The 12,238-nt window shown below is 47.2% G+C and carries 11 protein-coding genes; all 11 read right to left on the reverse strand.

Features of this window, described 5'->3' with window-relative positions; all coding sequences use genetic code 11:
- Complete coding sequence (rsgA, locus tag AAAT93_RS12380; RefSeq protein WP_227573277.1) at positions 1-885, reverse strand: ribosome small subunit-dependent GTPase A; 885 nt, start codon at positions 883-885, stop codon at positions 1-3.
- A gap of 17 nt (positions 886-902) precedes the next feature.
- A complete protein-coding gene (gene pknB / locus AAAT93_RS12385) occupies positions 903-3,128 on the reverse strand; it encodes a Stk1 family PASTA domain-containing Ser/Thr kinase (RefSeq protein WP_227573278.1) in 2,226 nt (741 codons plus the stop codon).
- Positions 3,129-3,169: 41 nt separating this feature from the next.
- Complete coding sequence (locus AAAT93_RS12390) at positions 3,170-3,892, reverse strand: Stp1/IreP family PP2C-type Ser/Thr phosphatase (RefSeq protein WP_117780654.1); 723 nt, start codon at positions 3,890-3,892, stop codon at positions 3,170-3,172.
- A complete protein-coding gene (gene rlmN, locus AAAT93_RS12395; protein WP_117780655.1) occupies positions 3,882-4,928 on the reverse strand; it encodes a 23S rRNA (adenine(2503)-C(2))-methyltransferase RlmN in 1,047 nt (348 codons plus the stop codon). Before rlmN ends, AAAT93_RS12390 begins: the two co-directional genes overlap by 11 nt.
- A 1-nt stretch (position 4,929) precedes the next feature.
- Positions 4,930-6,240 carry a 16S rRNA (cytosine(967)-C(5))-methyltransferase RsmB gene (gene rsmB, locus AAAT93_RS12400; protein WP_227573279.1) on the reverse strand — a complete coding sequence of 437 codons (1,311 nt, stop codon included), beginning with the start codon at positions 6,238-6,240 and terminating at the stop codon, positions 4,930-4,932.
- 13 nt (positions 6,241-6,253) lie between these two features.
- Positions 6,254-7,228 carry a methionyl-tRNA formyltransferase gene (fmt, locus tag AAAT93_RS12405; RefSeq protein ID WP_021985241.1) on the reverse strand — a complete coding sequence of 325 codons (975 nt, stop codon included), beginning with the start codon at positions 7,226-7,228 and terminating at the stop codon, positions 6,254-6,256.
- A gap of 43 nt (positions 7,229-7,271) precedes the next feature.
- On the reverse strand, positions 7,272-7,751 hold the full coding sequence (gene def, locus AAAT93_RS12410) for a peptide deformylase (RefSeq protein WP_021985242.1): 480 nt from the start codon (positions 7,749-7,751) through the stop codon (positions 7,272-7,274).
- 41 nt (positions 7,752-7,792) lie between these two features.
- On the reverse strand, positions 7,793-9,823 hold the full coding sequence (gene priA, locus AAAT93_RS12415) for a replication restart helicase PriA (RefSeq protein ID WP_021985243.1): 2,031 nt from the start codon (positions 9,821-9,823) through the stop codon (positions 7,793-7,795).
- Positions 9,780-11,279, reverse strand: coding sequence for a UDP-N-acetylmuramoyl-L-alanyl-D-glutamate--2,6-diaminopimelate ligase (locus AAAT93_RS12420; protein WP_021985244.1), 1,500 nt, complete (start codon positions 11,277-11,279; stop codon positions 9,780-9,782). The genes priA and AAAT93_RS12420 overlap by 44 nt, the downstream gene beginning before the upstream one ends.
- A gap of 87 nt (positions 11,280-11,366) precedes the next feature.
- Positions 11,367-11,600 (reverse strand): DNA-directed RNA polymerase subunit omega, encoded by a 234-nt coding sequence (gene rpoZ / locus AAAT93_RS12425; protein WP_117780658.1) that lies wholly within the window; start codon positions 11,598-11,600, stop codon positions 11,367-11,369.
- A gap of 17 nt (positions 11,601-11,617) precedes the next feature.
- Positions 11,618-12,235, reverse strand: coding sequence for a guanylate kinase (gene gmk / locus AAAT93_RS12430; protein WP_021985246.1), 618 nt, complete (start codon positions 12,233-12,235; stop codon positions 11,618-11,620).
- Positions 12,236-12,238 lie beyond the last annotated feature (3 nt).

Raw genomic sequence — 12,238 nt, forward strand, 5'->3', positions numbered from 1 at the left:
CTACCATCTCCTTTTATTTTTTAATTCATCATATAACTGCACATAATTATCATAGCGAAGCTGTGAGATCGTCCCCGCCTGCAACGCTTTTTTCACGAAACACTCCGGCTCATGTATATGCACACAGCCATTGAATTTGCAACGGCCATTATAACATTCAAACTCCCGGAAATATTCCTTTAAATCTTCCGGTTCTAAGTCCTCAATCACAAGAGAACTGAATCCCGGTGTATCCATGATATACGTGTCTTCCTCAATGTAAATCAGTTCGGAATGTCTCGTTGTGTGTTTTCCTCTGCGGATCTTCTCACTGACTGCTCCGGTCTGCACCTGCGCCTGCGGATGCAATGCGTTTAACATCGACGATTTTCCGACACCAGACGGACCCGCAAAAACGCTTGTCTTACCCCGGATTGCTTCCCGGAATGCATCAACTCCAACATTCTCCTTTGCAACCGTCAGGAACACCTGATAACCAGCGCCTACATAGATATCACAGATTTCCTTTGCTTCCTGCCCGCTTACAAGATCAGATTTGTTAAAGCAGATCAACGTGTCAACGCCCTGTTGTTCCATCATGATCAAAAACCGGTCTAACAGATTGTAGTTTGGCTTCGGATCTGCCAGTGCAAATACGATCACAGCCTGATCGACATTCGCAACCGCCGGGCGGATCAGCAGATTCTCCCGCGGTAAGATTTCCACGATGTTTCCGGTCTTATCCTGTTCACTGATGATCTCGATCTCGACATCATCGCCAACTGCCGGTTTAATCTTCTGGTTGCGGAACGCACCCTTCGCTTTACACTCATATATGGTATTTACAGTATTATGTGGGTGGATATAATAAAATCCACCCACACCTTTCATAATCTTTCCCTGCATAGACTTCCTATACTCTTTTATTCTTCCGAATAAGAAACCTCTGGCGTTGTTCCCGAAAATGCCGCAGTTACATTATTTCCACTCGCATCTACAATTATAAAGTTTGCGCTTCCTCCTGTGGAACTTAATCCTGGAACAGTCGCTGATACATCATAAGTAGCACCTGGTTTAATTGTAATATTCTTTGAAAAAACTATTTGACCATTAAATTGAACTTGCACTGTAACCTCCGTTTCATCAGGCACACTGACATCATCTGTTCTGGCAATTGTTCCCGATATACTAGCTGTATATGTCTTTGCTTTCGGTCCGTCACTGATGACAAAATCAACACTGTCGCCCTCTGTGACAGTGGTTCCTCTGGCTGGATTCTGGCTGATAACCATACCTGCTGCTACGCTGTCACTATTTTCATGCGTCACATTTCCTGCATTAAGCTTCTTACTGGTCAGGGAATCTCTCGCCTGAGCCTCTGTAAGTCCGCCTAAGTTCGGAACCTCTACTTCCTTCTTCTCAGAACCGTTGCTGACTGTCACGATAACCTTTGATCCCTTGGCTGCCTTTGTGCCGCCTTCCGGATCAGTCTTGATAACTTTATCTTTCTCGACATCATCGCTGTATTCATATGCATGACTGACTTCAAAACCAGCCTCTGTCAAAATTGTTACTGCCTGTGAATCTTCATAATTCTTGACATCTGGTACATCTACTTCCTCTGCGCCTGCACTGACCGTGAGCACGATCTCCTGATCTGCAGGGATTGTCTCGCCTTCTTTCACGCTCTGATCAAAGACGTAACCTTCCTGCGTCTTCTCATCCTCGACATGCTCTGTCTTGACGTTTGTAAAACCTGCATCTGAAAGCATCTTCAGTGCTGCATCTTCTGAAACGCCAGTGACACCGATCATGGCAATGGACTGTACTTCCTCGGTTGTGATCTTGTTCTTGTTATCTTTCTTGGAGCCAAATTTGAACCAGCCAAGCACATTACCAAGCACGACGATAATAATGATTGCAATAATCACGGCAGTTGCTACACCTGCGATTGTAACTGCCTTCCGGATACCCGGATCAATGCCATCCGGATCTTCCTCTTCTTCTAACTCTTCATCGTCATCATAATCCTGAACCTTCTTCAGATTGCCACGCTTTGGCTGTGGTTCCGGTTCATAATCATCCTCTTCCCATTCGTCATCGTCTTCCTGCAGAAGTTCATTGATTCTGCCGTTGTTTGCCTGCGGGGTAGAGTTATATCCAATCGGACGGATCTCGCCCATCTCCTGTGATACTGGTGGGTTATCATATGGCTGGCTGTACAGGTCGCGGTTTGCACTTCCGTTACGGATTGCCTGTACGTCTTCCTTCGTCCACTCCTGTGTCGGACTGTTTGTGATTGATGTTGGTGCAACCACAATATCAATATTCGGGTTGTTCTGTACACGCTTCAAGTCTGCGATCAAGGCACTCGCTGTCAGATATCTGCGTTCTGGCTTCTTCTGTGTCGCCTTCAAAATGATCTTCTCAAAGCTGGTATAAATATCCGGATAATACTGTCTCGGCGGAATCATCTCGTTCTGGATATGCATGAGTGCAACCGATACATTGTTATCTCCCTCAAACGGCACTCTTCCGGTTACCATCTCATACATCGTGATACCGAGCGAATAAATATCGCTTCGTTCATCGCTGTATCCGCCTCTCGCCTGCTCTGGGGATATGTAGTGTACACTGCCCATTGCGCCAGATGTAAGCGTATTGCTGCTCGCTGCCTTGGCGATACCGAAATCTGTGACCTTGATATTTCCATTTTTTGATACAATAATATTCTGTGGCTTGATGTCACGGTGAATAATATGGTTCTCATGCGCTGCTTCCAGACCGGATGCGATCTGGATAGAGAAGTTGATGGCTGTCTCCATATTGAGACGACCGTTCTGCTCGATATACTGCTTTAATGTGATACCCTCTACCAGTTCCATCACGATGCAGTAAATGCCTTCATCATCGACAACATCATATACATTTACAATATTCGGATGTGTCAGTCCTGCGGAAGCCTGTGCCTCGATCCGGAACTTTGTCACAAAGTTCTTATCGTTGCTGAACTCCGGCTTCAATACCTTGATTGCCACATTTCGATTCAATCTATGGTCTCTTGCTTTGTAGACTATGGACATTCCGCCTGCACCGACCACGTCCAAAATCTCATATCTATCACATAATATCATTCCTGGTTTTAACATGATTTCAACCCTTTCTGCTATATTCGTTCTCTATTCGGTCATCAATCTGCCGATATAATAATTACGGATATATTATCCGAACCACCATAATAATTTGCCCGATCCACAAGTTCCTGTGCAATTCGGTCCAAATCGTCTTCCTCGGAAACAATATCCCTTATTTCGTCATCTTCGACCATGTTCGATAACCCGTCTGAGCATAACAGATATTTTTCTTCCGTGTTTATATCTATCTCAAAAAAGTCCGGCATCATCTCGTCCCGTGAACCCATCGCTTTTGTGATGATGTTCTTCTCTGGATGATTGCGTCCTTTTTTCCGTTCCAGTTCACCTTTTCGGATCAGTTCCTCGACAAGCGAATGATCCATTGTGATCTGACGAATCTCTCCGCCGATCGCATACAATCGGCTGTCACCGACATTCGCCACATACAGCTTTCCATCCTGTGCCACGGCTGCTACCATCGTCGTTCCCATCCCATTTAAATCGGGATCTGCACACGCCGCCTTATATATTTCATTGTTTACAAATAACATTGCCCGTTTTAACAGTGCTACCGGATTTTCTATTGTGGACTTCTCTACGAAATCCACTGTAATATCAATCGCCATCCTTGATGCTTTGTCCCCCGCGCGATGTCCGCCCATTCCATCTGCTACGATATACAGATTCGGAAGTGGACCGACCGGAGTGTCACTGAAAAAAATACTGTCCTGATTGTTATTACGTTTGATCCCGGTATCCGTCTTTCCACTAGAATGCATGGGAATCCTCCTGATGATGAAACGCATATTTCCTTCGTAACTGACCACAGGCAGCATCTATATCGCTACCCATACTCTTCCTTATTGTAGCATTTATGTGATATTTTGCAAGAGTGGATTTGAATTTTTCAACGGAATCACTGTCGCTTCGCTCGTATTCCCGCTCTTCCACCGGATTGATCGGAATCAGATTGACATGACAATTCATACCTGCAAGCAGCTTTGCCAGTTTTCTCGCCTGTTCCTCCGTATCATTCTTGCCCTTTACAAGGCTGTACTCAAAAGTCACTCTCCGTCCGGTCTGCCGGAAATATTCCCGACAGGCATCTAATGTCTCTGCCAGTGTGTACTGGTGTGCAACCGGCATCAGTTCTTTCCGCTCTTCATCGGTCGGCGCATGTAAGGAAAGTGCAAAGGTGATCGGGATATCCTCCTTTGCCAGATCATGGATGCGCGGCACAATTCCGCAGCTTGATACCGTGATATTTCTGGCACTTAAATTGTATCCATTCTCATCGATCAGCAGGCGCAAAAAACGAATCAGATTCTCATAGTTGTCGAGCGGTTCTCCCGTTCCCATCACGACCACGTGGCTGATACGTTCCCCGGTGATGCGGCTCGTCGCATAGATCTGTTCGAGCATCTCCGAAGCGGTCAGATTCCGTACCAGTCCGCCAATCGTCGACGCACAGAAACGGCATCCCATCCGGCAGCCCGCCTGCGATGAGATACAAACCGAATTACCATAATTATGGCGCATAAACACCGTCTCGATCATCTGTCCATCCGACAAGCGGTACAGGAATTTGATCGTACCGTCTGATTTTGATTCCTGACTCATTTCTGCCTCAATGTGCACGAATCCTTCCTCGTCCATCTGTGCACGCAGTGCCTTCGGAAGATTCGACATATCCTCCGTCGATGCCACATACTTCTGGTGCATCCACTGAAACACCTGCTTTGCCCGAAACGCCGGCTGTCCGTGTTCTTTCATCCACTGTTCAATTTCTGCAAGGTACATTGATTTGATGTCCATTTTAATCTCCTAGCTTATGCAGTACCGCATAATAAAATCCGTCACAGGCATCGATGCCCTGTAAGAACTGTCGTTGTTCTTTTAATGTATATTCTGGATGTTCCTTTAAGAAACGCTCCACCTGCAAGGTGTTTTCTTCCTTTGTGATCGTGCAGGTGCTATATAAAAGCGTTCCACCTGCCTTCACGTATCGGCAGGCGTTTTGCAGTATCGTATGTTGCAGCTCCACCAGTGACTCGATCTGTTCCTCGGTTACCCGGTATTTGATATCATTTTTCCGTCCCATGATGCCAAGTCCGGAACAAGGCAGATCTGCGATAACAACATCTGCTTTTTCCTCCTGCTCCTGCATATATTCCGTTGCATCCTGACAACGGATATCCACATTTGCAAGCTTTAACCGTTCTACATTTTCTTCAATCAATTCCAGTTTTTCCTCTGCAATGTCCATCGACAGCACATGCCCTTGCTGTGCAAATTCTGCTGCCGCCGTCGTCTTACCACCCGGTGCCGCACAGATATCCATCACAAAATCCTCTGGCCGGATGCCTGCTGCCGCAACCGCACACATCGAGCTTTCATCCTGCACCGTGAAATATCCCTGCTTATATCCCGGAATCTTGTGTATAAAATCATAGCCCGATAACAGCCATGCTCCTTCATAATATGCACCCGGCTCGACTGTTATGCCTGCTTCTTTCAATCGGTTCTTATAAGAATCCATCGTCTCTCCGTTTTCTTCGATCCGATGTTTGTTCAGCCGGATACTCGTCTTCCGGTCTGCAAATGCCGCCTGAAAGATCGTTTCTGCGCTCTCTGTGCCATATTCCAAGATAAGCTTCTGTACGAGCCAGAGTGGTGTTGATGTCATCACGGACAAATACCGCTCCGGTTCTCTTTTTTGATCAGGATATGCAAGCTTCGTTTTCTCCCGTGTGATCGTCCGAAGCACGCCGTTCACAAAACCAGAAAGTCCGGCAAAGCCATGTTTTTTCGCAAGCTTCACGCATTCATTGCACGCGGCAGAATCCGGTACGCTGTCCATAAAAAGAATCTGGTAACAGCCCATCCGGAGCAGACAGGCGATCACCGGCTTACACTTTTTTATCTTCGTCTTTGAATACTGGTCGATCACATAGTCCAGCCGCAGCTTTGTCTCTGTGACACCCTCCACCAGTCTGGATAAAAAAGCGCGTTCTACCTTGTCCGTAAACTGGTTTTTACGAAGTGCATTTCCAAGTGCAATATTCGAAAATGTCTGATTAGTCTCTATATCCAATAATACAGTCAAAGCCACGTCTCTTGTATCCATGTGTTTCTCCTCTTTATTTCCAATTTACAGTCATCCCTGCCTTAAGCGGATTGCCATTTAAATAAGCTACGGTATCCATCGGCTTCTTACCCTCCGGCTGCAGTTTCTGGATCTGCAAGGCATCCGTGCCACACGCGATCACAAAATACTTCTTTGCAACCTCCACGATTTCGCCCGGCGCAAAGGTCAGTGTCTGTTCCACCTTTCCCTGTGCCTGCGTCTTATATGCATCGTCCATTGCGATGACCTTTGCTTTGTAGATCTTCACATTCTTGCCGTCTATCTCTGTATATGCACACGGCCACGGATTGAGTCCCCGGATCAGACGTTCCAGTTCCTCTGCGGACTTCGCAAAATCCATCCGCCCCATTTCTTTGGAAAGCATTGATGCATAACAACTCTGTGCATCATCCTGTTTCGTCCGTGTTGCTGTATGATTTTCCAGTTTGGTGAGTGTCTCCAAAATCAAAGCTGCTCCAGCCTCGGCAAGCTTGTCATGCAGCGTGGCTCCAGTATCTTCCGGTGTGATCGCAACCTCCACCTTGTCGATCATGTCTCCGGTATCAAGCCCTTTTTCCATATACATCGTTGTGACACCAGTTACCGTCTCTCCGTCGATGATTGCACGCTCAATTGGTGCTGCGCCACGGTATTTCGGAAGCAGTGACGCATGAATGTTGATACAGCCATACGGCGGAATCGATAAAATGCTCTCCGGCAGAATCTGTCCATACGCAGCCACCACGATTGCATCCGGCTTGTATGACCGAAGCGTTTCTACCATCTCTGCCTCGCGCACCTTCTCCGGCTGATAGACGGGAATCTCATATTCCTGTGCTTTCACCTTGACTGGTGTTGGTACCAGCTTGCGGTTTCGTCCCTGTGGTTTGTCCGGCTGTGTCACAACCGCAACCACCTCATGTTCTTTCACGATTGCCGAAAGCGCAATCGCTGCAAACTCCGGCGTTCCCATATATATGATTCTCATGCTCTACCTCCATGTTCTACCCTGTTGCACTTACGATTTCTGGTTACTCTTCCGGCTCAACTGGCTCTACTTTGTAAAGTCCATCCTCTACCTTGTCCTTGTACAGAATTCCATCGAGATGATCTAACTCATGACAGATTGCACGTGCCAGTAATCCTTCGCCCTCGATCTGCCGAAGCTGCATATCCTCGTCATATGCTTCACAGATTACATGATTTGGTCTTGTCACGGTGCCCTGCAGACCCGGCAGACTCAGGCAGCCTTCCTCGCCTGTCTGTTCGCCGTCCGCCTCGATAATCTTTGGATTGATCAATGTATAGGCATTATCATCTCCGATATCGATCACGACAATGCGCTTTAATATACCAACCTGTGGTGCCGCCAGTCCCACACCATTTGCCTCATACATCGTCTCATACATATCATCGATCAATGTCTGCAACCGTGGTGTCATCTTCTCAATCGGTTTGCAGACCTTTCTCAATACATCATCACCATCTAAACGTATCTTTCTCGTTGCCATATTGCCCTCCATTTATATTATAATTTAAAACCATATTTTTCTTAACAAACCGTCATCGGGTTCATATCCACGCTAATCGTCACGCCTTCGCAGCCGCATGTGTCAATATAGTCACGCAGCGTCGTGATTGCGCCAAGACCCGGTGCCTTGATATAGATCACATAACGGTATTCATCGTTGATCTTTCCAATCGCCGCTTCTCCCGGTCCGATGATCCTTGTCTGCGTATATTGTAATGTCTTTGTCTTTTCCTTTAAATCCCGGCATAAAATCCCGGCATAGCTTTCTACTTTTCCTTTAGATTCTCCAGTCAGCAGAATCTGCAGCATATCATAAACCGGTGGATAACGAAGCATCCGCCTGTATGCCATCTCCATTTCGTAAAATGCTTTGTAATCCTGACTGGCAGCTGCCGCAATCGCATAATGCTCCGGCTGATAGGTCTGTATCACGACCGCTCCTTCTTTTTCGCCTCGACCGGCACGTCCGGCTGCCTGCGTCAGAAGATCAAAAGTACGTTCTCCTGCACGGTAGTCATTTGCGTATAAGGATAAATCCGCCAGGATCACGCCAACCAACGTCACATTGCTGTAATCATGTCCCTTGACGATCATCTGCGTGCCGATCAGCATATCTGCCTTTCCTTCCGCAAACTGCTTCAGAATTCTGGCACCTGCGTCCTTCCGCATCGTTGTATCCCGATCCATCCGCAAGGTCTTAATCGCAGGGAACAGTTTTTTTATTTCCTCTTCAACCTTCTCTGTACCGGTTCCAAATCCGGCGATCATATTCGATTTACAGGACGGACACTGCTTTGGCATCGCTGTCGTATAGCCACAGTAATGACACACCAGTTGTCTCTGTGCCTGTATTGTCTGCTGATGATACGTTAACGCCACATCACATCTTGGACATTTGATTGCCTCACCACATGCCCGGCACGATACAAAGCTGTTAAATCCCCGGCGGTTGATAAAAAGCATCATCTGCTCTTTTCTCTCAAGCCGCTCCTGTATCTTCTCATAGAGACTCCGGCTGATGATACTCCGGTTTCCCCGTCGGAGCTCCTCGCGCAGATCCACAACCTCGATTTTCTGTGCCTGCACACCATCGGGGCGTTCTTTTAATTCCCATAACCGGTATTGTCCGGCTTCTGCCCGCGCATAGCTCTCGATACTCGGGGTCGCCGAACCGAGAATGACACTGGCTTCTTCCAGCTCTGCACGCTTGATTGCCACGTCTCTTGCATGATACCGCGGTGCCTGATCACTCTTAAATGCCGGATCATGCTCCTCATCCATTACTAGCAGCTTCAGATTCGGAAATGGCGTAAAAAGTGCCGAGCGGGGACCGATCACAACATCGACTTCCCCTTCCTTCGCCTTGCGGAACTGCTCGTATTTCTCACCCTTGCTCTGCTTGGAATTGACAAATGCCACACGCGTGCCAAAATGTTTTCGGAACCGCGCCAGTGTCTGATACGTCAGCGAAATCTCCGGAATCAGCACAATCGCCTGACCGCCCTCCCGGATCACTTCCTTGATGCACTGGATATAGACCTCTGTCTTCCCACTTCCGGTTACACCGTGCAGCAGATATGTATGCCGCTCTCCTGCCTGTATATCTTCCGCAAATGCATCGACCAGCGCCTGCTGCTCATCATTCAGTGTCACAAACTCCCAGTTTGTATCCGGCAAAGTTGTCTCCTCCACCTTCTGCGCAGTCTTTCGCACCGTCTGTTTCACTGGCATGACTGTCTGCAACGCCTGATTCATCGTTGTCCCATATGTCTCCCGCATCCATGCAGCAAGCTGGATCAGCTTTCCCTCGATTGGAAGTCCTTTCTGCGGCACATCGACGATCTCTTTGATCTTATCCGGTTCGTAGGATGGAGTCTGTGTGATACCAATCACATAACCGTGCCGGTGCGCATTTCCTTTTCCAAACGGAACCGTCACCAGACTTCCGACCTGTACCTGCTCTTTCCATGCATCTCCGATCCGGTATTGAAACACCCGGTCGATCGCACTATGCGAAATATCGATTATTATATCCGCATATGTTTGTGACATCCTCTTCCTCCAAAATCTCACGAATCAGATCCCGTTCATCCATGTGATGTTTCACACCATGAATCTCCTGATAGTCTTCATGTCCCTTTCCTGCAAGGACGATGACATCGCCCTCTTTCGCATGCAGGATTGCATAACGGATTGCTTCCTTCCGATCTGTGATCTTCACGTATTCCCCATCCGTTTTCTTCATTCCGGTTTCGATATCTGCGATAATTGCAAGCGGTTCCTCATCTCTTGGGTTATCGCTTGTAATAATCGTAAAATCAGACATTTTCCCTGATACTTCGCCCATCTCAAACCGACGGTCTCTGGAACGGTTTCCGCCACATCCAAACAAGGTCACCAGACGTTTCGGATTGTAGGCTCGAAGCGCTGTAAGCAGACTTTCAAGCGCCATTGCATTGTGCGCATAATCGATCATCAGCGTAAATGAATCGGAGATTGGAATCATCTCCACACGTCCGCGTGCCTTTGCTTCCTTCAATATATTCTGAATATCTGTAATACCAACCTGCATCTGATCTGCCACTGCGACTGCTGCCAGAGAATTATGCACGGAGAACTCTCCCGGCAGGTCTACCACAATCTTTGCATCCAGTTTTCCGCACAATGCATACTGGATTCCAAGCACACCTTTTTCTCTGTATAATTCGATGTCTTTTGCCCGGTAATCCGCATCTGCACATTCCCCGTAGGTTAATTTCTCACAGGTTGCATGCTCCATCATGTACGCTGCATTTGCATCGTCCACATTGAAAATACCAGTCTTGCAGAGTGTAAACAGCTTTGCTTTCCAGTCTCGGTATTCCTCAAAACTTGCGTGTTCATTTGGACCGATATGATCCTTCGACAGATTTGTGAAGATACCATAATCAAAATCCACACCCGCTACACGATCTAACATCAATCCCTGCGAAGAAACCTCCATCACGACAGCCTTGCAGCCATTTTCCACCATATTCTTTAAATATTTATGCAAGATCATCGACTCTGGTGTTGTGTTGTCCGCATGAATCTTCTGACTTCCATCTATAATTTCAATCGTACCGATCAAGCCGGTTTTAATCCCGGAGCGTTCCAGCATCTCACGGATCATATAGGTCGTTGTCGTCTTTCCTTTGGTTCCGGTCAGTCCAATGACCGTCAGCTTCTCAGAAGGATTTCCATAAAACGCGGAACTGATCTTACCCATCGCATACCGGGTACTCTTCACACGGATCACCGTCACGGTGTCTGGCACATTTACCGGCTTTTCCACGACGATCACGGCTGCACCCTTCGCAGCCACATCCTCTGCATATGTATGTCCATCTGATACCGCACCAGAGATACAGAAAAACAGATCTCCCGGCTGTACCTTTCGCGAATCGTTCTGGATCTCCCGGATCTCTGTATCTGTGTTTCCCTTCAAAACCTCATAATCCAGTCCCTGTAATACTTCTAATAATTTCATACGCTGTCCTCCCTAAAAGAATAGAAGTGAAAAGTAAATAAGGCTACAGCATTTGTTCTGCAGCCTTTTTGAACCTTTCGGGTTTCTTTACTCGTCATCTCCGACAATCTTAACTTTTCCGCTATACAGCTCCTTGACTGCGGTAGAAAGTGGATTGCCACTCTCGGATTTTACCAATGGCTCTGCGCCATCGATGATCTGTCTGGCTCTCTTTGCAGTCGCCATAACCACAGAATAACGACTCTGAACAACCGGCTGTTCACCTGGTTCTACGTCGCTGTTAATCACTTCCATTAATTCCGTGTAAGATGGATGTATCATTGTCTATATCTCCCTTCCTATAAAGCTTTCAGCTCGTTTTTAATCTCTTCTATAAATTCCAGATTATTCTCGCGCAGACATTTTCTGCCGACAATAATCGAGTGTACGCTGTGTACACATGTATCTAAATCGTCGTTGACAACGATATAGTCGTATTGCTGCATATCCTCGGACTCCTCCACTGCACGTTGCATGCGTTTGTCGATGACTTCCTCGCTCTCGGTGCCACGTCCTGCCAGACGCTCCCGGAGTCCCTTCGCGCTCGGTGCTGTGATAAAGATAAGAATCGCATCCGGATACTGTTCCCGAACATTCATCGCGCCCTGCACTTCGATCTCTAAGATCACATCATGCCCCTTCGCCATCTCATCTTCTACAAATTTTCTTGGGGTTCCATAGTAGTTCTCCACATACTGTGCCCACTCAATAAATCCATTATAATCAATCAGATTCCGAAATTCATCCACGGATTTGAAATAATATTCTCTTCCGTCTACTTCGCCTTCCCGCGGTGCACGTGTTGTCGCAGAAACCGACAGGCTGTAACCATACTCGGCAACCATCTTCTTTACCACGGTACCTTTACCAACACCGGAGAATCCGGAAATAACGATCAAAGAACCTTTCTTTGCCATAAT

The organism is Coprococcus hominis (ex Arizal et al. 2022) (genome assembly GCF_040094675.1).
Taxonomy (GTDB): Bacteria; Bacillota; Clostridia; order Lachnospirales; family Lachnospiraceae; genus Coprococcus_C; species Coprococcus_C hominis.

Coding starts and splice junctions, on each gene's coding strand:
- rsgA (WP_227573277.1), bottom strand. CDS start 885: ATGCAGGGAAAGATTATGAAAGGTGTGGGTGGATTTTATTATATCCAC.
- AAAT93_RS12420 (WP_021985244.1), bottom strand. CDS start 11,279: ATGAAATTATTAGAAGTATTACAGGGACTGGATTATGAGGTTTTGAAG.
- pknB (WP_227573278.1), bottom strand. CDS start 3,128: ATGTTAAAACCAGGAATGATATTATGTGATAGATATGAGATTTTGGAC.
- rlmN (WP_117780655.1), bottom strand. CDS start 4,928: ATGGACATCAAATCAATGTACCTTGCAGAAATTGAACAGTGGATGAAA.
- priA (WP_021985243.1), bottom strand. CDS start 9,823: ATGTCACAAACATATGCGGATATAATAATCGATATTTCGCATAGTGCG.
- rpoZ (WP_117780658.1), bottom strand. CDS start 11,600: ATGATACATCCATCTTACACGGAATTAATGGAAGTGATTAACAGCGAC.
- fmt (WP_021985241.1), bottom strand. CDS start 7,228: ATGAGAATCATATATATGGGAACGCCGGAGTTTGCAGCGATTGCGCTT.
- AAAT93_RS12390 (WP_117780654.1), bottom strand. CDS start 3,892: ATGCATTCTAGTGGAAAGACGGATACCGGGATCAAACGTAATAACAAT.
- def (WP_021985242.1), bottom strand. CDS start 7,751: ATGGCAACGAGAAAGATACGTTTAGATGGTGATGATGTATTGAGAAAG.
- rsmB (WP_227573279.1), bottom strand. CDS start 6,240: ATGGATACAAGAGACGTGGCTTTGACTGTATTATTGGATATAGAGACT.
- gmk (WP_021985246.1), bottom strand. CDS start 12,235: ATGGCAAAGAAAGGTTCTTTGATCGTTATTTCCGGATTCTCCGGTGTT.